This window comes from Microbacterium proteolyticum, assembly GCF_014192415.1.
Taxonomy (GTDB): domain Bacteria; phylum Actinomycetota; class Actinomycetes; order Actinomycetales; family Microbacteriaceae; genus Microbacterium; species Microbacterium proteolyticum.
Map to the genome: position 1 here is coordinate 479,391 of NZ_JACHXY010000001.1, position 25,144 is coordinate 504,534.

Here is a 25,144-nt window from a genome sequence, read left to right on the forward strand (position 1 = left end):
GCCGATGCGGGAGAACTCAGGCCTCCGAGGCTCAGCGACGCAGGACCGCGACGGCCTCGACGTGGTGCGAGTTCGGGAACAGGTCGATCCCGCGGATGCCGTCATGCGCCCGATAACCGCGCTCGGCGAAGGTGGCGAGGTCGCGGGCGAGGGCGACCGGGTCGCAGGCGACGTACACCACCGCCGCCGGCGACAGCGTGGCGATGCCCTCGACGACCTGCGCTCCGGCCCCGGCGCGGGGCGGATCGAGCAGGATGACGCCACGGGCCAGCCGCTCGCGCTCCCGATCGGACGCGTCGGCCGCCAGGCGCCCGATGTAGCGGTCGACGCGCGCTGTCTCGGCACGGGCACCGACCCACTCGACGAGGTTCTCGCCGGCGTGCTCGGTCGCGCGGGGATCGGACTCCACGCTGACCACCCGCGTGCCCGTCCCGCCCAGCTCGCCGAGGGTCGCCGCGAACAGGCCGACGCCACCGTAGAGGTCGAGGTGCGTCGCCTCGGGGTCGAGTCCGCCGAGGGATGCCGTGAGCTCGCTCGACACGACCGAGGTCAACGTGCGCGCAGCGAGCCGGTGGACCTGCCAGAACCCGCCCGCATCGACGCGGAACACCCGGTCGCCGACGCGTTCTTCCACGACCTCGGGCGGCCCGCTCGGACGCGATCCGTCCGGGCGCGGCAGCACCCGCACGCGTCCGTCGGCCGGCTGCACGAGGTCGATGCGACCGGGTTGCGCACCGGATCCGAGTTCGGCGGCGGCTCGCGCGACGGCGTCGGTCGCGAGGGGCAGGTCGGGCGTTTCGACGATGCGGTGCGTGCGGGCGGCGAACGCGCCGACGCGACCGTCGGCGTCGACGTGCAGGCTGACGCGGGTGCGCCAGCCCGTGCCGTCGACCGATTCGCCCTGCTCGGGGGTGCCCGCGGCGCGAACGTCGACCGGCAGCTCCAGCCGGCCCACCCGCTCGATCGCCTCGCGGACGACCCGCTCCTTCAGCGCGCGCTGGTGGGCGAGCTCGATGTGACCGAACTCGGCCCCGCCGACGCGCTGGCCGGGGTCGACGTCGATGCCCGCGGCGTTCCAGACGTGCGGTCGCCGCTCGGGTGCTGGCTGGAGCACCTCGATGGCGTCGGCGCGCCAGAACGCCTTCTTGCGGGTGTCGGTGAGCCGGGCGCGGATCCGCTCTCCCGGCAGGGTGTCGGGCACGAACACCACGCGCCCCTCGTGCCGTCCGACGAAGACACCGCCGTGGGCGATACCGGTGATGTCGAGTTCGATGAGGTCGCCGTCGTGCATCCCCCGAGCCTGACACATCCGGCCGGGAGACGGCCGGGGGCGGATGCCGCGACGCCGCGGACCCTGAGCCCGGCCGACGGGACCGGGCATCCGACCCCGGCCAGGGGATTCCGGCAGGCTCAGCCACCGACACTGCTCTTCCGTCGCGCGCCCGAACCTGCGGCGTGGGTAGCGTTGTCGCATGCGCGTGTGCTTGGCATCCACTTCTCCCGCCCGTCTCATGCTGCTGCGGCAGGCGGGCATCGAGCCCGAAGCGCGTGCCCCGCAGGTCGACGAGGAGGCCGTCATCGCCGAGGTCGAGGCGGCCGAGGGGCGTCGGCTCCCCGCCGCCGAGCACGTGCTGCTGCTGGCGAGACGCAAAGCCGAAGACGTCGCCAAGCGCCTGCACGCCGAAGACCCCGGATTCGACGGCTTCGTCATCGGGGGCGATTCGATGTTCGAGCTCGGCGACGAGATCCTCGGCAAGCCCTACACGCCCGAGGCTGCCATCGAGCGGTGGCGGCAGATGCGCGGACGCACCGGCATCCTGCACTCGGGTCACAGCGTGTTCCGTCTCTCCCCCGGTGCCGAGCCCACCGAGGCGCACGCGGTCGCCGAGGCGTCGGTGACTTTCGCCGCCGACGTGGACGACGACGAGATCGCCGCGTACGTCGCGAGCGGTGAACCGCTGCTCGTCGCCGGCGCCTTCACCGTCGACAGCCTCGGCGGCGCCTTCATCGAACGCGTCGAGGGCGACCCCTCCACGGTGGTCGGGATGTCGTTGTCGACGGTACGCCGACTCGCGCGGGAGCTCGGGGGCTCGTGGACCGCCCTGTGGAATCGTTCGTAGACTCCCGCACACGTTTTTCGGCGTTTCTTGTCGAGAGGGGTCAAAAGGAGGGGGTGGCCCCTCGATAGGCTGGGAGGATGCCGAAGATCGCCAAGGTCCTTGTCGCCAACCGCGGCGAGATCGCCGTCCGTGTCATCCGAGCCGCCCGTGACTCGGGTAAGGCCTCCGTCGCCGTCTACGCCGATCAGGACCGCGACGCCCTTCACACGCGCCTGGCCGACGAGGCGTACGCCCTCGACGGCGCCACCAGCGCCGACACCTACCTCTCGATCGAGAAGATCCTCTCGGTCGCTCGCCGCGCCGGCGCCGACGCGGTGCACCCCGGGTACGGCTTCCTCGCCGAGAACGCCGACTTCGCCCGTGCCGTGATCGCTGCGGGGCTGGTGTGGATCGGCCCCTCGCCGGATGCCATCGAGGCCCTCGGCGACAAGGTCACCGCCCGCCACGTCGCCGAGAAGGTCGGGGCACCGCTCGCCCCCGGCACTCCCGGCCCCGTCTCGGGCGCCGACGAGGTCATCGCTTTCGCCGAGCAGGTGGGCCTTCCCATCGCCATCAAGGCTGCGTACGGCGGCGGTGGACGCGGCCTGAAGGTCGCGCGCGAACTCGATGAGGTCGCCGAGATGTTCGAGTCCGCCACGCGCGAGGCCGTCGCCGCCTTCGGCCGCGGCGAGTGCTTCGTCGAGAAGTACCTCGATAAGCCCCGCCACGTCGAGACCCAGTGCCTCGCGGATGCCGCGGGCAACGTCGTCGTCGTCTCGACCCGCGACTGCTCGCTGCAGCGCCGCCACCAGAAGCTGGTCGAAGAGGCGCCGGCTCCGTTCCTCAGCGACGAGCAGAACGCGGTGCTGTACTCGGCATCCAAGGCCATCCTCAAGGAGGTCGGCTACGTCGGTGCGGGCACCTGCGAGTTCCTCATCGGCGCCGACGGCACCATCTCGTTCCTCGAGGTGAACACGCGCCTGCAGGTCGAGCACCCCGTCTCGGAAGAAGTCACCGGCCTCGACCTCGTGCGCGAGCAGTTCCGTCTCGCCGAGGGCGAAGAGCTCGGGTATGACGACCCCGCCCCCGTGGGTCACTCGATCGAGTTCCGCATCAACGGCGAGGACCCGGGCCGGAACTTCCTGCCTCAGCCCGGCCCCATCCACGTCTTCAAGACGTTCGGTGGCCCCGGCATCCGTCTCGACTCCGGCGTCACCGCGGGCGACAGCGTCTCGGGAGCGTTCGACTCGTTGCTGGCGAAGATCATCGTCACCGGCCGCGACCGTGCCGAGGCGCTCGAGCGTTCGCGCCGCGCGCTCGACGAGTTCGAGGTCTCGGGCATGCCCACCGTCCTCCCCTTCCACCGGAAGGTCGTGCGCGACCCCGCCTTCACCGCCGAAGACGGCGACTTCGGCGTCTTCACGCGCTGGATCGAGACGGAGTTCGTCAACGACATCCCCGCGTGGGATGGCGAGCCCGAGCCGCCCGCGGTGGTCCCCGGTCGTCACACGGTGGTCGTCGAGGTCGGCGGCAAGCGCCTCGAAGTCAGCCTGCCCGACCGCATCACGGCCGCGGCTCCCGCGGTGGGCCGCCCCGTGGCCGCTCCCCCGTTGCGGCGTTCGCACGCGGCTTCGCCCGCGGCCGGTGCCACCGGAGACGCGGTGAAGTCGCCGATGCAGGCCACGATCGTCAAGGTCGCCGTCGAAGAGGGCCAGCAGGTCGTCAAGGGCGACCTCGTGGTCGTGCTCGAGGCGATGAAGATGGAGCAGCCCATCCAGGCCCACAAGGACGGCACGGTCGCCGGTATCGACGCCACCGCCGGCACCACGGTCTCGGCCGGTCACCAGCTGCTGCTGATCAACTGACGTCTCGCTCGTCCGTCCGGCGCCGCACTCCCTCGGGGTGCGGCGCCGTCGTCGGTTCCGGCGCGGCGCGGCGCGGCGGCGCGGCGGTGCGGCGGTGCGGCGGTGCGGCCGGACGGCGCGAGAAACGGCATCCGCCGGAGGAAACGCCCCGACGAGGCGTTTCCTCCCGCGGATCGCGTTTCTCACGAACAGAACCCGGCGCAACGCGAACCGGATCGCGCACGGCGGCGATCCGAGAGGGACCACCCGCGGGGCTGCGACGTCGGCGACGCAGACCACAACAGCGACGACGCGTCAGCTGCGACGGCGCGGCGCGGCGCGGCGGCGCAGCGGCGCGGCGCGGCGGCGCGGCGGTGCGGCTGGACCGCGCGAGAAACGGCATCCGCCGGAAGAAACGCCCCGACGAGGCGTTTCCTCCCGCGGATCGCGTTTCTCACGAACAGAACCCGGCGCAACGCGAACCGGATCGCGCGCGACGGTCGCACACGGCGGAACGCGGCGGCGGCGACGCCGGCTCAGCGGCGACGCGCGGACACCCGACGCCGGCTTAGCGGCGACGCCGGCTCAGCGGCGACGCGCGGACACCCGACGCCGGCTCAGCGCGACGCCGGCTCAACGCGACGCGCGTCTCAGCGACGGCAGCGGCTCGGCGACGGCGGCGACGCGTCAGCTGCGACGGCACAAGAAACGGCATCCGCGGGGAGAAACGCCTCGACGACGCGTTTCTGCCCGCAGAACGCGTTTCTCGCGAGGACAACCCGGCGGCGCCACAGCGGCGGAAGGAGGGGATGCCGGGGACGCCGGCATCCGCAGGCTCAGTCCTCGCCGGGGTCGTCGCGGTCGACGATGTGCATCGCGCGGGCGGCGTCCGTGATGCTCGACGTCAACGACGGATAGACGGCGAAGACGCGGGCGACCTGATCGACGGTGAGGCGACGCTCGACGGCGATCGCGATCGGGTAGATCAGCTCCGACGCCTTGGGGCCGACGATGACGCCGCCCATCATGGTGCCACTGCCCTTGCGCGCGATGAGCTTGACGAAGCCGTCCGTGATCCCCTGCATCTTCGCGCGCGGGTTCGCCGACAACGGCAGCTTGCGCACGACGCCCGCGATGCGGCCCTCGGTGACGTCCTGCTCGCTGAAGCCGACCGTGGCGATCTCGGGGGCGGTGAAGATGTTGGCCGTGATGCGACGCGTCTCGAGGGGGATGACGATGTCGCCGAGCGCGTGGAAGATCGCCTGACGTCCCTGCATCGACGCGACGGATGCCAGGGGCACGAAGTTCGTGCAGTCACCGGCCGCGTAGATGTTGGGGACCGAGGTGCGCGCGACCCGGTTGACGCGGATGTTGCCGCCCGCGGTCATCTGCACCCCGGCCTGCTCGAGACCGATGCCGGCCGTGTTCGGGATCGAACCGACCGCCATCAAGCAGTGGCTGCCCTCGATCGTGCGACCGTCGGCGAGGGTGACGAGAACGCCGTCACCGGTGTTGACGACCGACTCGGCACGGGCCTTCGCCAGCAGCGTCATGCCCCCGCGCTGGAACACGCGCTCGAGCACCGCCGCGGCATCCTGATCCTCGCCGGGGAGCACCTGATCGCGGCTGGAGACGAGCGTGACCTTGGCGCCGAGGTTCATGTAGGCCGACGCGAACTCCGCGCCCGTGACCCCCGACCCCACCACGATGAGGTGCGAGGGCACGGACTTCATCGTGTAGAGCTGGGTCCAGGTGAGGATGCGCTGGCCGTCGGGCTTGGCCGAGGGGAGCTCGCGCGGGGAGGCGCCGACCGAGACGACGAGGGTCTCGGCCTCGACGCGATCGAAGTCGGTGCCGCCGGCCTCGGTCGAGACGACCACCGCACCCGAGCCGTCGAGACGGCCGTGCCCGGAGATGATGCGCACACCCGCCTCGAGGAGCGAGCTGCGCATGTCGTCGGACTGCTGACGCGCGAGCGAGAGAAGACGCTGGTTGACGGCGGCGAGGTTGATCGCGACCTCGGGGGCGAGGGGCTTGCCGCGGTCGTCCTTGGCGAACAACTGCACGCCCAGGCTGCTGGCGTTGCGGATGGCGACGGCGGCGTCGGCCGTGGCGATGAGGGTCTTGGAGGGGACCACGTCGGTGATGACGGCGGAGCCGCCGACGCCCGCACGCTCCACGAGGGTGACGTCGGCGCCGAGCTGCGCGGCGGACAGGGCCGCCTCGTACCCGCCGGGGCCGCCGCCGACGATCGCGACGGACTGCTTGCGCTCGAAGCTCTGCACCATGGCATCCATTCTGTCAGCGCGGCGGCCCACGCCCACTCCGCCCGACTCGGCGGCGCAGACGATGTGTGGCCGGGGCGGCTCGCCGTCTGGCCCGCGCGGCCCGCAGTTTCTAGAGTGGGGGGATGTCCAACAGCATCTCTCACCCGCTCGACGACCCGGCGGTCGACCCCTTCGAGGTCGCCGCGGCCGCAGCGGCCGACATCGCGCGCCTCTCGGGCGTCGCGCACCACGACATCGCCGTCACCCTCGGGTCGGGTTGGGGGCGCGCCGCCGAGCTCATCGGAGAGGAGACGGCATCGTTCCCCGCCACCGAGGTGGTCGGCTTCTCGAAGCCCGCCCTCGAGGGGCACGTCGGAACGCTCCGCAGCGTCCGCACCCCGGGCGGCAAGAACGTGCTCGTCATCGGCGCGCGCACGCATTACTACGAGAACCACGGCGTGCGCCGGGTCGTGCACAGTGTGCGCACCGCCGCCGCGACCGGCGCCCGGACGATGATCCTGACGAACGGCGCCGGCGGCATCCGCGAGACGTGGAAACCCGGGCAGCCCGTGCTCATCAGCGACCACATCAACCTCACCGCCGACTCGCCCCTCGAGGGCGCCACCTTCATCGACCTCACCGACCTGTATTCGACGCGTCTGCGCGACATCGCCCGGAGCATCGACCCGTCGCTCGACGAGGGCGTCTATTGCCAGTTCCGCGGGCCGCATTACGAGACCCCAGCCGAGGTGCAGATGGCCAAGACCATCGGCGGACACATCGTCGGGATGTCGACCGCCCTCGAGGCGATCGCCGCACGCCAGGCGGGTATGGAGATCCTCGGCTTCTCGCTGATCACGAACCTGGCCGCCGGCATCCAGGAGACACCGCTCAGCCATGAGGAGGTGCTCGAGGCCGGTCGCGAGGCCGAGCCCGTCATCTCGGCGCTGCTGGCCCGCGTGATCGGCGCGCTGTGAGCGAGAACCCTTCCGACGTTCCCGGCACGTTCGTCGACGCGGCCCGCGCCTGGATGGCGCAGGATCCGGATGCCGTGACCCGCGACGAGCTGTCCGCTCTGCTCGCGCGCGTGGAGGACGGGGATGCCGAAGCGGCCGACGACCTCGCCGATCGCTTCAGCACGCGCCTGGCGTTCGGCACCGCGGGACTGCGCGGCGCGCTCGGCGCCGGCCCCAACCGCATGAACCGGGTGCTCGTCGCCCAGGCCGCGGCCGGCTTCGCCGCCTTCCTCGGCGAGCGCGCCGGATCGACGACCCCGACCGTCGTCATCGGCTACGACGGTCGGCGCAACTCCGACGTGTTCGCGCGCGACTCGGCCGAGATCTTCGCGGGGGCGGGGCTGAACGCGGTGCTGCTCCCGCGGATGCTGCCGACCCCTGTGCTCGCCTTCGCCGTGCGCCACCTCGGAGCCGATGCCGGCGTGATGGTCACCGCCAGCCACAATCCACCCGATGACAACGGATACAAGGTCTACCTCGGCGGCGCCGACGAGGGCGCGCAGATCGTCTCGCCCGCCGACGCGGAGATCGCCGCCCACATCCAGCACATCGCCGACGCGGGCAACGTGAGCGTGCTCCCCCGCTCAGTCGGATACGCCAACGCCCCCGAATCGCTCATCGAGGCCTACGTCGCGTCCACCGCCGCGATCTCCCCGGCCCCCGCCGGCGCTGCGGGACTGCGCTGGGTCTACACCGCGATGCACGGCGTGGGATGGGAGACCGTCTCGCGGGTGCTGGCTGCGGCCGGGTACCCCGCGCCCACGCTCGTGGAGGCGCAGATCGAGCCCGACGGGCGCTTCCCCACCGTCGCTTTCCCCAACCCGGAGGAGCCGGGCGCGATGGACCTCGCTTTCGAGACCGCGCGCACCTCCGGCGCCGAGCTCGTCATCGCCAACGATCCGGATGCCGACCGCCTCGCCGTCGCCATCCCCGACGCCGACGCCGAGGGCGGCTGGCGCCGGCTCACCGGCAACGAGATCGGCCTGCTGCTCGGGTGGCGGGCCGCCCGGGAAGCGGCCGCCGCGCGCGACGGCGCAGCCTCCGCAGGCGCGACTCCGAACGGCTCGTCGGATGGCGCGTCGCACGGCGCCCCGGACGCGGATGCCGGGGCCCCGGCATCCCTCGCCTGCTCGCTCGTGTCGTCGCCCGGGCTCCAGGCGGTCGCCGAGCACTACGGCCTCGCCTTCCACTCCACCCTCACGGGCTTCAAGTGGATCTCGCGGGCGCCGGGCATCGTCTTCGGCTTCGAAGAGGCCCTCGGCTACCTCGTGAACCCCCGCACCGTCCGCGACAAAGACGGGATCTCCGCCGCCGTGGCGATGCTCGGCATGGCCGCCGAGGCGCGCGGGCAGGGGCGCACGGTCGCCGACCTGCTGCAGGAGTTCCGCGACACGTTCGGCGCGTTCGCGAGCGACCAGATCTCGATCCGGGTCAGCGATGTGAGCGAGATCGCCGGGATCATGGCATCCCTCCGCGCTCACCCGCCCACAACGGTCGGCGAGGTCGCGGTCACGCGGATCGACGACCTTCTCACGGGCGTCGACGGTCTGCCGCCCGGCGACGTGCTGCGGGTCTGGCTCGACGGCGGATCGCGCCTCATCGTGCGCCCGAGCGGCACCGAACCGAAGCTCAAGCTCTACCTGGACGTGCGCGGCTCCTCGGCCAAGAAGGCCCGCCGCCGCCTCGAGGCGCTCCGCGCCGGCGCCGAGGAGGTGCTCGCGGCGGTGCGCTGACGGCGGTGGACGACCCCGACGGGCTCGATCCCGTCAGTGCCGCGCAAGCGGGCGGGTCGCGCGGACGTCCTGCCCGAAACGCTCGTGGCGGCTCATCCCCAGGCGCGTGCGGGCGTGGTGCAGGTGCGATTCGACCGTGCGCACCGACAGACCGAGACGGCGGGCGATCTGCGCGTTGGACGCGCCCGTCACGGCGAGATCGACCACCTCCCGCTCGCGCGAGGTCAACAGATCCCGTGAGGGCTGAGCGTCGACCCGGGCGGCCACGAGCAGCTCGTCCACGAACGTGCGCAACGGGGCGAGATCGAATCGCTCCGCCAGCGACACGGCACGCTCACGGACCTGCGGGAGGGGGACACCGGCGTCCGCCAGAATGCTCAGAAGCGAGGGGAGGAGGATCGGCATCCGCCGTTCGGCCAGCACGATCGCTCGATGCGCGCGCGCCGCTGCGGCGTCCAACCGGCGGTTCGCCACCTCGAAGCGGGCGCACACCGTCTCGCGCAGCAGCGAGAAACTGCCGCACGCCCATCCCGTCGAGGCCGCGTAGACCCGCTCGAGCGCCTCGGCCGCGTGCACGAGATCGCCCCGCGCGATGAAGGCCACGGCTCGCATGGCGTCGAACCAGATGCGCAGCGACTCCGGCGGGGCGATCCGCGGGATCTGCAGACTGGCGATGGCGACGTCGGGGCGCCTCCGCAGAAGCTGCACCGACGCGTCCAGAAGGGCGAGGACGGCGACTTCGTCCTGACGGTCGTCCCACCGCGCCGACAGCAGGCGGCGCCGCGTCCCGCTCTCGATGGCGACGAGGTCTTCGCCGATCATCAGCATCGCGTAGGCGTGCAGCAGGAACACGGTGAGATCGGATTCGACGTCCCAGCCGTGCGTCGCCTGCCGACCGCGCAGCAGGGCCCGCGCACGGGCGGCATCTCCGCGCGACGCGGCGAGCGCCGCCTGGAGGGCGTCGTCGAGGATCGTCGCGTCGGGCCGCATCGCATCGACGGGCTGCGGGCCGAGCGCCCTCTCGGCGAACGAGGCTCCGTTGGGCAGGGACAGCATCGCCACCGCCTGTTCGACACGGACCCGCCACTCACCGTCGTCGGGTGCCCACCTCACCAGGGCCTGAAGGCGGTCGCGGGCCGCATCCGACCCTGCGCACGTGGCGCAGAGCGTCCGCACGTACACGTGCAGCGCCAGTTCGCGCTCGGCCGCCGTGACCGGCTCCGGAAGAGTGCGAAGCAGGAGCTCGGCCTCGGTGTGGTCCTCGAGGGCGATGCGCGCGAGGATCAGCGCGGCCGAGGCGCGTAGGTCGGGGCCGTCGTCCAGAACCCGGGCGATGATCGCCAGGGCATCGCGCGGCACACCCGATCGGGCCAGCGACAGCGCTGCGCGCGGCAGCACCGCGGCCAGCGGCCCGGCCAGGGGTCCGGCCGCCTCGACGGGCCCGGCGAACCGCGCGCAGAACACCTCCTCGGCGGGGGTCAGCGCATCACCGTGCTGGAGGAGGTCGAGAAGGCGGTGGGCGATGTCGCGACGTTCCTCCCGGTACTCGTCGCGCGGCGCGGACTCGTGCACGACCCGGGCCAGCAGCGGACTCACGGCGGCCGACCCCGCCTCGACCGAGGCGACGACGAGATTCCCGTCGTGCAGGCGAGCGAGTACGTCCGAGGGCACGACCGACCCCACGTGACGAAGCGGTACCGCGCCGAGCTCGAACACGATGCCCAGCAGACGGCGGTCGCGCGCGTCGAGAGGCGCCAGCATCCGCGTGAGGGTTTCCACGAGTCCGCCGGGCAGGAGATCGGCGAACGGCTCGATCGGGCACACCGCGTGCATCCGCCCGCGCACCGCCGCCACCTCGATCAGTTCGTCGACGAGCGCCGGGCTTCCCGCGCTGAGGTGATGCAGCGCCATCATCCACGCGTCGTCCGCGGGTCCGACCCCGTGCCGGCTCTCCCGCAGCGCGTTCCCCAGGGTGGCAGTCTCGGGAAGGGTGAGGGGTCCCACCGCGATCGTCAGCAGGTCGGCGTCCTCGACCAGCGGTCGCAGCAGCTCCCAGCGGTGGATCGAGCGGCGGGCGACCTCGTGCCGGGGAGCGAGTGCGGTCAGCAGCACCGCATCCGACGCACCGACGATGTCGATGAGGGCCGCCGCCGCGGCATCCGGAAGCAGGTCGATGTCATCGACGACGAGGATCCCGTCGCGAGCCTCGACCTCCGCGACCACGTCGCGGACGTCCTCGGCACCGACGAGGGCACGCCGATCGGAGACCCCCGAGCGCACGGTCACGACACCGGCCCGCGTCTCGACGACGAAGGTCGGTCGCGACTGCGCCTCGACGATCGCGGCGAGCAGGCGCGAGCGGCCGCTGCGCGCGGGCCCGCTCAGCAGCACGCTGCGCTTTGCACGCAACGCCTCCGCGGCGATCCGTTTCTCGCGCGTTCGCCCCACCAGTGGTCGACCTGCACCCATGCCGTGTCTCCCCGTACTCCTCGCGTCTGCGGACGCGCCCCGATCCGTTCCTACACCGAACACGGTGTCGACTCCGAGGTTTCGCCGGGTGAATCAGTAGTCGAGGCGGCATACGGAGTTCACAGGTGGCCCCTAAGTAGTCCGATTCCGTACGGGGCACGGATGTCCACGCTCGATCCCGCGCCTAACTTCGCCTTGCACCGCACCATCCGGCCCGCGGTGGGCTCGAAGGTGAGCGGCCTTCAAGGAAGCAGGCATCCATGACCATTCGTCCACACGTCGCTGCCCGAACGGGGCGGGCCGTGCGCGCCGTCGGCGCCACCGCCGTCGTCGCAGCACTCCTCCTCCCCGCCACGGCGGCGAACGCCGCCCCCGCGGACGTCGTCTCGCAGGGCACGGGCCGTCTCGTTCAGACGTCCCTCCTCGGCACCGACATCCTCGACGCTGTGGTCGCCCTCCGCGGTGCGAACGCCGTCAACACCGACGCCTCGGGCGACGTCATCGTCGACCAGCCCCTCGACGCCGAGGCCATCGCCGGCCTCGTCGCACTGCAGGCGGGTTCGACGAACCTCTTCGGCGACAACGGCATCATCCAGCTCGGCGCGGTGGGACAGTACGCCCGCGCGAACGACGACGGCAGCTCGTCGGCGTTCTCGGGTGCCGTCTCGGCGGCACCGAGCCTCATCGGTGTCGGCACCGTCACGCCCTCCAGCGTCGGCGACCCCTCGGCGGAGAACTCGGCCAGCATCACGGTCGGCGGCGCCGACGCCCTCGCGGGGCTGCAGGTGAACATCGGAACGCTCGCGGCATCCGCCACCCAGACGACCGACGGCACGCAGAGCGGGCAATACGTCGTCGCCGACGTCGGCGTCGTCGTGGGCGGCACCCTCGTCTCGGGCGTGCTGAACACCCTCAACCCCGCGATCGACACCCTGCTGACCGCGGCCGCCGTCGCCGGTCTCGAGCTGGACAACCCGTTCACCTCCGGCACCATCACGCTGACCGAGGACGACCTGCTCGCCGCTGCGGGGGTCGCCGACATCAACGCTCTCCCGCCCGGAACGGACCTGCTGTCGTTCGTACCCGCCGCCGTGGTGACCCAGATCTCCGACGACGTCAACGCGATCCTGGATGCCGTTCAGGCCCGCGTCGATGAGCTGGGCCTCGCCGGTCTCGTTCTCGGCACCGCGCTCGGTGTCGCGGAAGGCATCATCAACCCGGTGCTCGGCGGCTTGGCCGACACCCTCCGGGGCCCGCTCGGCGACGCCATCACCGCGCTCGCGCAGCTGCAGGTCAACGTGCAGTCGACGGACGGGGGCACCTTCACCCAGACGGCGCTGCGGGTCGGCCTCGGCACGGCGGGCGCGATCGCGACGGTCGATCTGGCCACCGCGTCGGTCGGTCCCAACGCCGGACAGCTGGCGGTTCCCGTCGCCGGTCCCGAGTCGCTGGCACTCGCCGGTGGCGGGTTCGGTCTCGCCGCCATCATCGTCGCCGCGGTGATGCTGCGACGTCGCAGCCAGCACGCTGCCGCACCGGCCCAGGGCTGATCACGTGTACCGCAACGGTGCGATGGGCGGCGGCGCCGTCGGCATTCTCGCGGTCACCGGCTACGCGGCCCCGACGGCGACACTCGCCGTCGTCGGGGTCGGCGCAGCCGTGATCGGCGGACTGTTGGCCTGGCGCTCGCGGCGTCATCGGTCGCAGGATGCCGTCGACCTGGCATCCGGAGAGGACACCCCCCGCTCGTGAACGCGCTCGAGTTCCTCTTCTCGCTCTCCTTCGTCTTCCTGGTGATGTTCCTCACCTACACGACGCTCATCGTCGTCCCCTTCGTACGCCGTCGTGGCGCCGTCGAGGGCGATCCCGCGGCGTTCGAGTGGCACGCGTTCATCCCCTGTCGAGACGAGGCGGCGGTGATCGCCGAGACGATCAGGAGGACTCGAGAGCGCTTTCCGACGGTTCATCTGTGGATCATCGACGACGCCAGCACCGACGGCACCGGAGACATCGTCGCCGCCTTCGCCGACGCGGATCCGCTGGTGCACGCCGTGATCCGCCGGCTCCCCGATGCCCGCACGGGCAAGGGAGCCGCCCTGAACGCCGCGTACGCCCTGTTAGCGGAGTGGCGGGAGCTGCGCGGCGACCGCGGCGTCGAGGACGATCACACGATCGTGATCGTCCTCGACGCCGACGGATCGCTCGCCGAGAACGCCCTCCGGCAGGCGGCCGGGCTCGCAGCCTTCGGCTCGTCCGATGTGGGCGCGATGCAGGTGGCGGTGCGCATGAGCAACCGCGACGACCCCGCCCCGGCTCCGGGACAGGGCAGGTTCGGGCAGGCGTGGGCGCGCTACCTCATCCGCATGCAGGACATCGAGTTCCGAACGACCATCGCCGCGATGCAGGTGCTGCGGATGCGGACGGTGTCGGTCGGGCTCGGCGGCAACGGGCAGTTCACCCGCCTCAGCGCCCTGCGCGCCGCCTCCGCCGAGGAAGGCGTGCCGTGGGGCGACGCCCTGCTGGAGGACTACGAGGTGGGCCTTCGCATCATGCTCGCGGGTTACCGCACCGTGTACGCCCACGACACCTGGGTGTCGCAGGAAGCCCTGCCCTCGGCACGGCGCCTGCTCACCCAGCGCACCCGCTGGTGCCAGGGCGGTCTGCAGTGCGCCCGCTACCTCCCGAAGATCTACGCGTCGCGCACCTTCACCAACGCGGGGGCGTTGGAGGCGGCCTACTTCCTCGCCATCCCCTACATCCAGCTGATCGGGTTCGTGCTGTGGCCCACGGTCACCATCGCCATGGTCGTATCGGGAGCCCTGTCGCCCGGCGGTCTGTTCGGCTGGCTGGCCGGGGCGACCTGGATCATCCCGCTGTGGGTGCTCACCGGCATCCTCCCCTTCGCCCTCTGGCCGCTCGTGTACGTGCGGCGCGAGGAACGGCATCCCCTCTGGCGTGCGGGGCTCTGGGGCCTGGGCTACTGGCTGTACATGTACCAGAGCTACATCTGCGTGGTCCGCGCCTTCGGCCGCATGATGACCGGGCGCCGGGGTTGGACCAAGACCCGCCGCAACGCCGAGGCCGGACGCCTGCTGCTGGCGGTGGAAGCGTGAGCGTCGCGGTGACGACCCTGCGTGCCCGCGGCGGCCGGGCGAACGCCCGCGATCGACGCGTCCGGATCGCCCGAGGGGCAACCGCGGGGGCGCTGGCGATCGCCGCCGCCGCCCTCATCGCCACCGAGGCGACGACGCGCGCCGCCGAGGCGATCCTCGCGCGCGAGTTCATCGGCCTCGTCGCCCCCGGCCGCGCGGTCGCCGCCGGGCCCATCGTGTGGTTCGGCATCGACACCCCCGAGGTCACGGGCCTGGTCATCACCACGATGTGCTCGACCACCGTGCTCGCCGTGCCCCTGCTGCTGCTCGCCGTCGCGATCATGGGCATCACCCGTGCCCCGTCCAACCGCGTGGGGCTCGGGCTGCTGCTGGGACTCGGCATCGCGGTGTTCTGCAACATGGTCCGTTTCGCCTCCGCCGCCTGGGCATACGGCGCGTACGGACGCGAGGGCTTCGACGTGGTGCATCGCTACGTCGGTTCGCTGTTCGTCATCGTCGGATTCGTCCTGGCGATCGTGCTGCTGCTGCGCATCTCGCTGCGCGAGTCCGGCCCGCGTCGTGGCCCGGCCCGATCGAGAGCACCTCGTTCGTCCGCGCCCGCTCCGGCGGCATCCCACCCGGCCGCGTCCGGCGGGATCGCGTCCCCTTCGAACGAATCGAGCCGCCCATGACACCTCCCTGGATCGACGTCGTCTACGGCACCCGTCCCGAGGCGATCAAGTGCGCACCGCTCGTCGCGGAGCTGCAGCGACGCGACGGCATCCGCACGACGGTGACCGTCACCGGACAGCACCGCGAGATGGTGGCCGAGATCAACGCGTCGTTCGGAATCCGCCCCGACGCCGACCTCGACGTGTTCCGCCGCGGCGCCGCTCTCGCCGAGACGACCTCGACGATCTTCTCCGCCCTCTCGGCCCGCTGGGCCGACGGGGCACCGGATGCCGTGGTGGTGCAGGGCGACACCGCCAGCGCTGCGCTCGCGGCGGTCGCGGCCTACTACGCCGGCGCCCGCGTCATCCACCTCGAAGCGGGCCTGCGCTCGGGAGATCTGCGCTCGCCCTTTCCGGAGGAGGGCAACCGTCGCCTCATCGCCCCGTTGGCATCCCTGCATCTGGCGCCGACGGGGGCCGCCGAACGCAACCTCCTGGCGGAGGGCGTCAGCCCCGACGACATCGTCGTCACCGGAAACACCGGGATCGACGCGCTGCACCGTCAGAAGACCCACCCGCAACGCTTCGACGATCCCGCGATGGAGCAGATCGCCGTGGGCGCCGAGCGCGTCGTGCTGGTCACGGTGCACCGCCGCGAATCGTGGGGCGGACCGCTCGCGCGTATCGCCGCAGGTGTCGCCGAAGTCGTCTCCGCACGTCCCGACGTGGTCGCGGTGCTCCCCCTGCATCCCAATCCGCAGGTGCGCGCCGAGGTGCGCGCCGCCGTCGGCGGAGTCGAGCGGGTCGTCCTCTGCGAACCCCTCCCCTACGCCCAGTTCGGGCGCATGCTGGGGCGCGCGTACTGCACGGTGACCGATTCCGGCGGCGTGCAGGAGGAGGCCCCGGCGCTCGGCGTGCCGGCGCTCGTGGTGCGCGAGACCACCGAACGCGGCGAGGGGGTCGCCGCGGGGGCGGCGCGGCTCATCGGCACGCGCCGAGAGGCGGTCGTGGCGGAGCTCTCCTCCCTGCTCGACGACCCCGCGGTGCACGCGCGCATGTCCCGGGCGCAGAACCTCTACGGCGACGGTCGCGCCGCCCCGCGCGCCGTCGACGCGATCGAGCGGTTGCTCGGCGTTTCGTCAGTGGGAGCCGGGGCGCCGGGGGTCGCGGCGGCCGCGGAACTCGCGGGCATCGGCCGGTAGCGGTTGCCCGGCGTTTCGTCGGTGGAAGCCGGGGCGCCGGGGGTCGCAGCGGCCGCGGAACTCGCGGGCATCGGCCGGTAGCGGTTGCTCGGCGTTTCGTCGGCGGGAGCCGGAACGCCGGGGGTCGCAGCGGCCGCGGAACTCGCGGGCATCGGCCGGTAGCCGGGGCGGGGGTTGCGACCGCGGGGCGGTGCTGTTGCGGGGTGCCCGGGGGCGGGTTGCCCGGGGGCGGGGTGCCGGGCCGCGTCAGGGGCGTGGGATGTGCAGTGGGGCGACCGAGATTCGCCCCACTGCACATCCCCGGCCCCAGTAGCGGGTGCCGCAGCCCTCCTCCCCTGCACCGCTTCCGTCGGGCTCCTCCACGACTCCCGCGTGAGCGGCCACGGCGGAACGGGGATCGCGGCATCGTGGGCGGATGACGACGGAACTCACGCTGCCGCTCATCCGCCGCCGACAGCTCGACGACCTCGGGTGGGGTTCCCGGCGCGTGCGCCGCGAAGTTGAGGAGGGGTACCTCGCGGTCGTCCGGCACGGCGTGTACGCCCGCGCGGCCGATATCGCCCACCTCACCCGCACGGAGCAGAAGGTCGTCGTGCGGGCTCGCGCGCTGGCGCTCGTCGGTCGCTCGCGGCCGAGCTTCTGCGGCATGACCGCCGCAGCCATACACGGCCTCCCCTGCCTGCGGGACGACGGCAGACTCCATGTTCTCAGCACCCACGATCGCCCCGGTGCACCAGCAGATGTCGTGCGGCATCGGGACCTCGACCATCGGAGCGTCGAGGAGGTGAACGGCCTGCTGTGCACACCCCTCGCTCGGACCGTCGCCGACGTCGCGCGGAACGAAACGCGGGACGTGGCCCTCAGCGTCGCCGACGCGGCGCTGCGGCGACACGCGTTCGAGCCACCGGGGGCGTACGACGAGGACGCGGCGTCGCGTCTGCGGAAAGACGCCCTCGACTGGGCGGGGCTGACGACGCGGAACCGGCGCACGGCGGAGCGCATCCTTCACCTCGCGGACGGTCGAGCCCAGCTCCCGGGAGAGAGCGTGAGTCGGATGCGACTACGTGATCTCGGTTTCGCCCCGCCGTCCCTTCAGGTCCCCGTGGCCGCGCCACACGGCGGTACTTATTGGATCGACTTCGGCCTCGACGACGTGGATGCGTGGGGCGAATTCGACGGGAAGGCCAAGTACCACGAGCTCGCGGAGGCGGACGGCAGGTCGGCGTTCGAGGTCGTCGATCGTGAGAAACGGCGCGAGGACTGGATCCGCGGCACGACGAACAGGCGCTTTGCCCGTTGGGGCTGGGACGACCTCCGCGACGCCGCCACTCTCGGTCGTCGCCTGCATGCATTCGGGATCACACCGCCGCGCTGATCGCGCGCAGTGCGACATCCCGCTGGCGACCCGGGGCCCGTGGCCCGAACGGCCCGCTCGGCGCCCGTGTCGCGGCGCGCCTCGCCCCCTGCCGCGGCGCGCGCCGGTACCTCCCGCACCGGGGCCCGCACTGTGCACCGGGGCGACCGGAACCCGCCCCACTGCATAATCCACGCCCCACACCGCGCCCGGCGCACCCGCACGGCACCGCCCACCGGCTCCGCAACGCCGCACGCGCCGCGCACCCACCCCGGCCCGCACACGCCGGCCACCTCCCCCACCGGGCCCCGCACTGTGCACCGGGGCGACCGGAACCCGCCCCGCTGCACGGTCCACGCCCCGCACCGCACCCGGCAGCCCCGACCGGCGCCTACGGCGGGACCTCAGCCGTCGATCACCGCGACGAGTTCGTCGAGGAACGCCGGGAACGACGTCGCCCGGCGGACGATCCGCTGCACGCTGTCGCGCTCGCTGAAGACCTCGACGAACTGCTCGAACACCGTCTGGAACGCCTCGCGGTCGGTCTCGCTGAACGCCACGAGCGCGACCACCTGCACGCGTCCCTCACCCCACGCGATCGAGGGGTCGGCGATGCCGATGGCGATCCGCGTCTTGGTCGCGGTCATGCCCATCGCGTGCGGCACGGCGAGCGCGTCGGTGAACGCCGTGGACGAGATCGACTCACGCTCCACCGCTCGCGCCACATACGCCTCATCGATGACGCCCTGCTCGACAAGGAGCCCGCCCAGGCGCCGGATGACGCCCGCCTCGCCGTCGGTGGCATCCAGGCCCCGCACGAACGCTTCGGGCGCGAAGTACCGCTCGAGTTCGGCCCGCAGACGCGCCAGGCGTCGACCGCGGCGGATGCGTCCGGCGGCGGCCTGCACGCGCTCGACGTCGGCGTCGGTGAGGAACGGCTGGATCCGCACGAAGCGGTCACCCGGGCGCGGCGGGTCGATCGTGGTGAGCACGAGATCGGTGTCGATGGCATCCCAGGCCGGATCGATCCGCGTCTCGACGCCGACGACCTCGATCGCCTGCCCGAGGGAGCGGTCGACGCTCGAGCGCAACAGCTCCTGCATCTCGTAGTAGCCGGGGCACACGATGGTCGCCGTCAACAGCTGGTCGGCCCGCCGACTGCGTTCGAGCCGCCCCCCGACGTGCATGGCGATGTAGGCGATCTCGTCGTCGAGGATCGGGATGCCGAGGCCGTCCTGCAACCCCTTGGCGATGTAGACGGCGACCTCGAAGATCATCGGGTACGTCGACTTGAGCGATCGCGTCAGCGGATTGCGCGACCACGCCTGCTCCCGCGCACGCGCGAGGAGGTTCTGCACGTGCAGCGCCAAGCGCAGGATGAAGTCGTCGTGGGCGATGTCGACGAGGAACTCGGATGCCGCGTTCTGGACGACGCGGCGCACGGCGACCTCCACCGCCGGGTCGAGGCGCGCGCGCACGTCGTCACCGCCCGGGGAGCCGGGGGCGACGATGCGGGTGAGCACGAGGGTCGCGAGGTGGCGCAGGTCGCCGGAGCCCAGCTGCACGCCGATGTGCTTGAGCGTGAGACGGTCGAGCAGCGTCACGACGGCGGCCGCGGCGTCGGAGGAGTCGCCGCCCGGGGAGCCGAGGGCGCGGTCGCGGGTGGTGCGGTCGGCGGCGATGGCGATGTGCATGACGACGTCGCCGATGCCGATCTCGTTGACGTAGTAGCCCAGGGCTCCGAGTTCGGTCACCAACTCGGCCTTGAACGGTCCGAAGGCGCGCGCGCCGACCGAGCGCTCCCCGAGCGTCCGCCGCAACGCGTCGAGGTCGAAGAGGCCGGCATCCATCTCGTCGTGCGCGAGTTTCGACAGCAGGCGCCGCTGCGCGACCTCGGTCCCCCGCAGACGCGCCGTGGATGCCGAGCGCTCGAGCGTCAACTCGGTGCCGCCGAGCAGCCCGCGCACGCGTGACAGGTCGGCCTCGAGGGTGGCGGGGCTGACGTGCAGCGAGTCGGCGGTGTCGAAGACGTCGATGCCGTCGGCGGCATCGAGCAGACGACGCACGAGGGTGTGCAGGCGGTCGCGCGGGGTGCCCGCGTCGGAACCGGTGATCGAGCGCAGGGCGGCGGCGGCGTTGCTTCCGGCACGGTATCCCTGCGGGCCCGATTCGATCGCCGAGCCTCCCGGGACGCGTGCGTTGACGGCGGTGACGTAGGAGCGGACGCTGCGCGGAGTCACGCCGAGCGCGTCGGCCAGCGACGCCGCCGTCGACCATTCCGCGTCGCGCAGCAGCAGTGCCACGAGGCGGTCTTGGCGAGTCTTCGTCGTCACGATCCGTCCTCCGCACCGCCCCGGTGGGCCGCGTCCCCTCCATCCAACCACGCGTGCGCGGCAGCGGGGCGGGGCCCACCCGCCGTCGCGACCGCGCGTGCGCGCCAGCGGCGCGGGACGGGGTCGTCGTCTCGATCGCGCGCGCCGGCGGCGCGGGACGACACCCGTCGGCACGACCCGGCGCGCGCGGCACCCTCACCGCGCGGTGCGCCGGAACAGGGTGACCGCGATCGTCAGGGCGACGACGAGGATCGCCAGACACCACGCCAGTGCGATCCAGATCCGGCCGCCGACGGGTTGCTGCGCCAGCAGCGCGCGGATGGTGTCGACGATCGAGGTGACGGGCTGATTCTCGGCGAACCACCGAACCGGGCCGGGCATCGTGTCGGTGGGCACGAACGCCGAGCTGACGAACGGCAGGAAGATCAGCGGGTAGCTGAAGGCGCTGGCACCGTCGATGGTCTTCGCGGCAAGTCCCGCGATGACCGCGATCCATGTGAGCGCGAGCGTGAAGAGCATCAGGATGCCGGCCACCCCCAGCCACGCGGTGACCGACGCCCCCGAGCGGAACCCCAGCAGCAGCGCGACTCCCACGACGAGCGCCAGGGATGCCGCGTTCGCGATGAGCGAGGTGAGCACGTGGCCCCACAGCACGCTGGAGGCCGCGATCGGCAGGGAGCGGAACCGGTCGACGATGCCGCCCTTCATGTCGAGGAACAGCCGGTAGGCGGTGTAGGCGATCCCGGATGCCACGGTCACCAGCAGGATGCCGGGCAGCAGGTAGTCGACGTACGCGGTGCCGCCGGTGTCGATCGCGCCGCCGAAGACGAAGACGAACAGCAGCATCATCGCGATCGGCATGACCGCCGTCGTCACGATGGTGTCGGGGCTGCGCAGGATGTGCCGCAACGACCGGCCGGTGAGCACCGCCGTGTCGGCGAGGGCGTGGGTGGTCATGAGGACTCCGCTTCGGTGGCGCCGGTCGGACCGACGATGGCGAGGAAGATCTGCTCGAGGCTGGGCTGCTTCTCGATGTACTCCCGCGTGGGGGCGGGGAACAGCGAGCGCAGGTCGGCGAGGGTGCCCTCGGCGATGATGCGACCCTCGTGCAGGATCGCGATGCGATCGGCGAGGTGCTCGGCCTCTTCGAGGTACTGCGTGGTCAGCAGCACGGTGGTGCCGGCCGCGGCCAGCTCGCGGACGGCGCCCCACACCTCGACGCGCGCCTGCGGGTCGAGTCCGGTGGTCGGCTCGTCGAGGAAGACGACCGCCGGATCTCCGACCAGACTCATCGCGATGTCGAGTCGACGCCGCATGCCCCCGGAGTAGGTGGATGCCGTGCGCCCGCCGGCATCCGTCAGCGAGAACCGCGCGAGCATCTCGTCGGCGACACGACGCGGGTGCGCGAGGTGTCGGAGGCGGGCGACCAGCACGAGGTTCTCGCGCCCGGTGAGCACGTCGTCGACGGCCGCGAACTGCCCCGTCAGGCTGATCGCGGCGCGCACCCGCGCCCCATCGGTCGCGACATCCGAGCCGTCGACCTCGGCCGTTCCGCCGTCGGCGGGGATGAGCGTCGACAGGATGCGGACCGCGGTGGTCTTGCCGGCGCCGTTGGAGCCGAGCAGGGCGAGGATCGTGCCGCGTGCGACGTCGAGATCGACGCCGGCCAGCACGCGCACGTCGCCGTACGATTTCGCGAGCCCCCGCACGCGAATGGCGGGGGCCGTCTCGATGACAGGCATGGGTGTTCCTTCCGATTCGACCGGCCGGAGGGCGCACGAGACCGCCGTCTCCGACCGACCGGGTGTCGGAGGACGTGCGGGCGGGGGAATCAGCTCTGGCTGCGAGCCGCCTCGTCGATGGCGCGCGTGAGGCGCGCGCGTTCGCGACCGATCCAGCTGCCGTCGCCGTAGTTGGCCATGAACTCCTCGGCGAAGACGACGGGGTCTTCTCCGACGAGGTCGCGCACGGGCGTCTGTGCGGCGGCGGCCTGCTCCAGCAGGTCGGCGAGGTCGCTCACCATGCGGATGAGGCCGTCGGTGTTCTCGGTGGGGCCGAGGTTGAGCAGGTAGCGCTCGAGAGCCGCGGCCGTCTGCCGGTACGGCTCGGGCAGGGCGCGTACGCGCTGCCGGTACTCGCGCCACTGCTTCTTCGCGCTCAGGTCGCCGATGATCTTCTCGTACCAGGCCATGTCACTGTCCTTTCTCGCGGAGTGCTTCGAGCCGATCGGCGAGCGTGCCCCAGGTCGTCCAGAATTCGGCGAGCTGCGCCCGCCCGTCGTCGTTGAGCGTGAAGACCTTGCGCGGCGGGCCCTTCTCGGACGCGACCTTCTCGACGTCGACGAGAGCGCGCTGTTCGATGCGCACGAGGATGGCGTAGATCGTGCCCTCCGCGAGATCGGCGAACCCCCGCTCACGCAGGTCTGCGGTGATCTCGTACCCGTAGGCGGGTCGCCGCGCCAGCGCAGCGAGCACGACGCCTTCGAGGACGCCCTTCAGCATCTCGCTGTCCTGCTTACCCATCACTACTCCTTAACGCTGACTACCGGTACAAAGTAACACTAAGTACCGGTACCCCGCAACAGTGAGTAGCGGTGACAGCCGCGCCTCCGGCGTGCAGGCGGCATCCATGTTCCGGGGGGTGGGAAACGAACCTGGTTGTCGGCTGGGAGCGGGATGCGGACAATCATGAGGAAGAAAGGCCGGTCGATGAGGATCCTCGTGGTGTGTGGAGCGGGTGCGTCGAGCACGTTCGTGGCGCAGCGCGTCCGTCGTGCTGCGCACGAGTGCGGCCTGGACCACACCGCATCGGCCAGCACCGCGCGCTCCCTCCCGATCGACATCGACTCGGCCGACATCGTGCTCGTCGGGCCCCACCTCGCCGCCGAGATCGATCGCATCCGAGACGCCGCCGCAGCGCGGAGCGTCGCCGTCGTCCTGCTCCCCGATGACGTCTTCGCCGACGTCACCGGCACCCGAACCCTCGCCCTGGTCGAAGAGGCGCTGCGCGTCCGCCAGCCCGCGGACACGATCTGACATCGACGGAAAGGACCCCATGCCACACCTGACCCGCACCGTCCGCATCGGATCGTCGCACGGCCTTCACGCGCGCCCCGCGAAACTCTTCGCGCAGGCGGCGAAGGAGTCCGGCATCCCCGTGACCATCGCCAAAGACGCGGGCAAGCCGATCAACGCGGCGAGCATCCTCGGCATCATCGCCCTGGGTCTGGAGTACGGCGACTACGTCACCCTCACGGCCGACGGCGCGAATGCCGAAGCCACGATCGACCGCCTCAGCGAACTGCTGACCACCGACCACGACGCCGAGTAAAGGAAGCACAGGAACATGACGGAACTCCGTGGAGTCGGAATCGGACTGGGCGTCGCCCAGGGACCCATCGCGCGCATGGCAGAGCCCCTGCCCGCCCCGAAGGACGCCAAGAGCGACCTCTCGGTCGAGGAGGAGACGGCGCGCGTGCGCGAGGCCGTCGCCGCCGTCGCCCGTGAACTCGAGGCCCGCGGGGCCCAGGCCGGCGGTGCCGCCCGCGACGTGCTCGAAGCGCAGGCGATGATCGCCGAAGACCCGACCCTCGAAGCCGAGGTCGACAGCCGTCTCGCGAGCGGCAAGACCGGAGAGTTCGCCGTGCACGACGCGTTCGCCTCCTTCCGCGAGCAGTTGGTCGCCCTCGGCGGTTATCTCGGCGAGCGCGCGGCCGACCTCGACGACGTCGCCCAGCGCGTGATCGCACGCCTGCGCGGCGTCGCCGCCCCCGGCATCCCCGACCCCGGCCACCCGTTCGTGCTGGTCGCGAAGGACCTCGCCCCCGCCGACACCGCGCTGCTCGACCTCGACAAGGTGCTGGCCCTGGTCACCACCGAGGGCGGGCCCACCTCGCACACCGCGATCCTCGCCCGCGAGAAGTCCATCGTCGCCGTCGTGGGCGCGAGCGGCGCCAAAGACCTCGTCGACGGACAGTCCGTCATCGTGGATGCCGCCGCGGGCGTCGTCACCGTCGACCCGACCGACGACGAGAAGGCGCGCGCGCTCACCCGTGCCGCCTCGCGGGCAGCCGCCGCATCCGCCCCGATCACCGATGGCGCCCTCGCCGACGGCACCAAGATCCCGCTGCTGGCCAACCTCGGCAAGCCCGGCGGCGCCTCGGAGGCCGTGGAGCTGGGCGCCGAAGGCGTCGGCCTGTTCCGCACCGAGTTCCTGTTCCTGAGCTCGAGCTCCGCCCCGACGGTCGAGGAGCAGCGCACGGCGTACACCGAGCTGCTCGCCGCCTTCCCCGGCAAGAAGGTCGTCGTGCGCGTGCTCGACGCCGGCGCCGACAAGCCGCTGCCCTTCCTCAACGACGCGCACGAAGAGAACCCCGCGCTGGGCCTTCGCGGCCTCCGCGCCCTGCGCGCGAGCGAGGACATCCTGCGCGAGCAGCTGACGGCCCTCGCCGAAGCGGATGCCGCGACCCGGGCGTCCGAGGCCGGCCCCGCCGACCTGTGGGTCATGGCGCCCATGGTGTCGACGGTCGAGGAGACCCGCTACTTCACCGACCTGGCGAAGGACTACGGCCTGAAGACCACCGGTGTGATGGTCGAGGTGCCGTCCTCGGCCCTGCTGGCCGACCGCATCCTGCAGATCGCCGACTTCGCCTCGATCGGCACCAACGACCTGACGCAGTACACCCTCGCCGCCGACCGCCTGCTCGGTTCGGTCGCGTCGTTCCAGGACCCGTGGCATCCGGCCGTCCTCCGCCTCATCCGCGAGGTCGGGGCCGCGGGCCGCGCGAACGACAAGCCCGTGGGCATCTGCGGCGAGGCCGCGGCCGACCCGCTGCTCGCCGTCGTGCTCGTCGGACTCGGCGCCACCACGCTGTCGATGGCCCCCACCGCCCTCGCCGACGTGCGCGCGAGCCTGCTCACCCACACTCTCGACGATGCCCGCCGCATCGCCGAGGCAGCCCTGGCCGCCGATGACGCGGCCTCAGCCCGCGAGGCGGCCCAGGCCGCCTCCTCGACCCCCGTCGCGGTGTAAGCCGCTCACCCCAACCGCGGCCCCGCCGCACCG

Annotated in this window: 21 protein-coding genes; 13 read left to right on the forward strand and 8 right to left on the reverse strand. The window is 72.1% G+C overall.

Translation table 11 applies throughout. The annotated features are described in order from the left end of the window. Window positions 1-31: 31 nt before the first annotated feature. Window positions 32-1,291, reverse strand: coding sequence for a class I SAM-dependent RNA methyltransferase (locus tag FHS07_RS02275; protein WP_183418290.1), 1,260 nt, complete (start codon window positions 1,289-1,291; stop codon window positions 32-34). 181 nt (window positions 1,292-1,472) lie between these two features. Here FHS07_RS02275 and FHS07_RS02280 point away from each other — a divergent pair, with 181 nt between their 5' ends. Both FHS07_RS02280 and FHS07_RS02285 read left to right on the forward strand, forming a co-directional pair. After that, window positions 1,473-2,120, forward strand: a complete 648-nt coding sequence (locus FHS07_RS02280; protein WP_183418291.1) for a Maf family protein — start codon at window positions 1,473-1,475, stop codon at window positions 2,118-2,120. Between the two features lie 77 nt (window positions 2,121-2,197). Then, a complete protein-coding gene (locus FHS07_RS02285) occupies window positions 2,198-3,964 on the forward strand; it encodes an ATP-binding protein (RefSeq protein ID WP_183418292.1) in 1,767 nt (588 codons plus the stop codon). Between the two features lie 815 nt (window positions 3,965-4,779). Here the strand turns inward: FHS07_RS02285 and FHS07_RS02290 are convergent. Continuing rightward, window positions 4,780-6,240 carry an NAD(P)H-quinone dehydrogenase gene (locus FHS07_RS02290; protein WP_183419370.1) on the reverse strand — a complete coding sequence of 487 codons (1,461 nt, stop codon included), beginning with the start codon at window positions 6,238-6,240 and terminating at the stop codon, window positions 4,780-4,782. Between the two features lie 113 nt (window positions 6,241-6,353). Between FHS07_RS02290 and FHS07_RS02295 the strand changes: the two genes are divergently transcribed. Together FHS07_RS02295 and FHS07_RS02300 are read left to right on the forward strand one after the other, a co-directional pair. Continuing rightward, window positions 6,354-7,187 carry a purine-nucleoside phosphorylase gene (locus tag FHS07_RS02295; RefSeq protein ID WP_183418293.1) on the forward strand — a complete coding sequence of 278 codons (834 nt, stop codon included), beginning with the start codon at window positions 6,354-6,356 and terminating at the stop codon, window positions 7,185-7,187. A gap of 53 nt (window positions 7,188-7,240) precedes the next feature. Beyond that, window positions 7,241-8,959 (forward strand): phospho-sugar mutase, encoded by a 1,719-nt coding sequence (locus FHS07_RS02300; protein WP_183419371.1) that lies wholly within the window; start codon window positions 7,241-7,243, stop codon window positions 8,957-8,959. Between the two features lie 33 nt (window positions 8,960-8,992). Here the strand turns inward: FHS07_RS02300 and FHS07_RS02305 are convergent, their stop codons facing one another. Beyond that, window positions 8,993-11,428 (reverse strand): helix-turn-helix transcriptional regulator, encoded by a 2,436-nt coding sequence (locus tag FHS07_RS02305; RefSeq protein WP_183418294.1) that lies wholly within the window; start codon window positions 11,426-11,428, stop codon window positions 8,993-8,995. A 260-nt stretch (window positions 11,429-11,688) separates the two neighbouring features. Between FHS07_RS02305 and FHS07_RS02310 the strand changes: the two genes are divergently transcribed. The 6 genes from FHS07_RS02310 to FHS07_RS02335 all read left to right on the forward strand — a co-directional run bounded on the left by FHS07_RS02310 (window position 11,689) and on the right by FHS07_RS02335 (window position 17,768). Beyond that, window positions 11,689-12,978: a PVV-CTERM domain-containing choice-of-anchor G protein gene (locus tag FHS07_RS02310; RefSeq protein WP_183418295.1), complete on the forward strand. Its 1,290-nt coding sequence runs from the start codon at window positions 11,689-11,691 to the stop codon at window positions 12,976-12,978. 4 nt (window positions 12,979-12,982) lie between these two features. Continuing rightward, window positions 12,983-13,180: an LPXTG cell wall anchor domain-containing protein gene (locus FHS07_RS02315; protein WP_183418296.1), complete on the forward strand. Its 198-nt coding sequence runs from the start codon at window positions 12,983-12,985 to the stop codon at window positions 13,178-13,180. Then, window positions 13,177-14,541 carry an XrtP-associated glycosyltransferase gene (locus FHS07_RS02320; RefSeq protein WP_183418297.1) on the forward strand — a complete coding sequence of 455 codons (1,365 nt, stop codon included), beginning with the start codon at window positions 13,177-13,179 and terminating at the stop codon, window positions 14,539-14,541. The genes FHS07_RS02315 and FHS07_RS02320 overlap by 4 nt, the downstream gene beginning before the upstream one ends. Before the next feature lie 8 nt (window positions 14,542-14,549). Further along, on the forward strand, window positions 14,550-15,212 hold the full coding sequence (gene xrtS / locus FHS07_RS02325; protein ID WP_183418298.1) for an exosortase S: 663 nt from the start codon (window positions 14,550-14,552) through the stop codon (window positions 15,210-15,212). Further along, window positions 15,209-16,393, forward strand: a complete 1,185-nt coding sequence (gene wecB, locus FHS07_RS02330; protein WP_183418299.1) for a non-hydrolyzing UDP-N-acetylglucosamine 2-epimerase — start codon at window positions 15,209-15,211, stop codon at window positions 16,391-16,393. The genes xrtS and wecB overlap by 4 nt, the downstream gene beginning before the upstream one ends. A gap of 415 nt (window positions 16,394-16,808) precedes the next feature. Continuing rightward, window positions 16,809-17,768 (forward strand): type IV toxin-antitoxin system AbiEi family antitoxin domain-containing protein, encoded by a 960-nt coding sequence (locus FHS07_RS02335; protein ID WP_183418300.1) that lies wholly within the window; start codon window positions 16,809-16,811, stop codon window positions 17,766-17,768. A gap of 383 nt (window positions 17,769-18,151) precedes the next feature. On the opposite strand, the gene FHS07_RS02340 is transcribed toward FHS07_RS02335, so the two are convergent. From FHS07_RS02340 to FHS07_RS02360, 5 genes are all read right to left on the reverse strand, one after another. Beyond that, window positions 18,152-20,080, reverse strand: a complete 1,929-nt coding sequence (locus tag FHS07_RS02340; protein ID WP_343054580.1) for a BglG family transcription antiterminator — start codon at window positions 20,078-20,080, stop codon at window positions 18,152-18,154. Window positions 20,081-20,275: 195 nt separating this feature from the next. Next, window positions 20,276-21,037 (reverse strand): ABC transporter permease, encoded by a 762-nt coding sequence (locus FHS07_RS02345; protein ID WP_183418301.1) that lies wholly within the window; start codon window positions 21,035-21,037, stop codon window positions 20,276-20,278. Then, window positions 21,034-21,822 carry an ABC transporter ATP-binding protein gene (locus FHS07_RS02350; RefSeq protein ID WP_183418302.1) on the reverse strand — a complete coding sequence of 263 codons (789 nt, stop codon included), beginning with the start codon at window positions 21,820-21,822 and terminating at the stop codon, window positions 21,034-21,036. Before FHS07_RS02350 ends, FHS07_RS02345 begins: the two co-directional genes overlap by 4 nt. Before the next feature lie 89 nt (window positions 21,823-21,911). Next, window positions 21,912-22,271, reverse strand: coding sequence for a DUF1048 domain-containing protein (locus FHS07_RS02355; protein ID WP_183418303.1), 360 nt, complete (start codon window positions 22,269-22,271; stop codon window positions 21,912-21,914). A gap of 1 nt (window position 22,272) precedes the next feature. Beyond that, the gene (locus tag FHS07_RS02360) at window positions 22,273-22,602 is read right to left on the reverse strand and encodes a PadR family transcriptional regulator (RefSeq protein WP_183418304.1); all 330 of its coding nucleotides are present in this window, start codon (window positions 22,600-22,602) and stop codon (window positions 22,273-22,275) included. A 186-nt stretch (window positions 22,603-22,788) separates the two neighbouring features. Between FHS07_RS02360 and FHS07_RS02365 the strand changes: the two genes are divergently transcribed. The 3 genes from FHS07_RS02365 to ptsP are packed head-to-tail and all read left to right on the forward strand — an operon-like array spanning window position 22,789 to window position 25,111. Further along, window positions 22,789-23,115 (forward strand): PTS sugar transporter subunit IIB, encoded by a 327-nt coding sequence (locus FHS07_RS02365; RefSeq protein ID WP_183418305.1) that lies wholly within the window; start codon window positions 22,789-22,791, stop codon window positions 23,113-23,115. A 19-nt stretch (window positions 23,116-23,134) separates the two neighbouring features. Continuing rightward, window positions 23,135-23,410, forward strand: a complete 276-nt coding sequence (locus FHS07_RS02370; RefSeq protein ID WP_183418306.1) for an HPr family phosphocarrier protein — start codon at window positions 23,135-23,137, stop codon at window positions 23,408-23,410. Window positions 23,411-23,425: 15 nt separating this feature from the next. Beyond that, window positions 23,426-25,111 carry a phosphoenolpyruvate--protein phosphotransferase gene (ptsP, locus tag FHS07_RS02375; protein WP_183418307.1) on the forward strand — a complete coding sequence of 562 codons (1,686 nt, stop codon included), beginning with the start codon at window positions 23,426-23,428 and terminating at the stop codon, window positions 25,109-25,111. Window positions 25,112-25,144 lie beyond the last annotated feature (33 nt).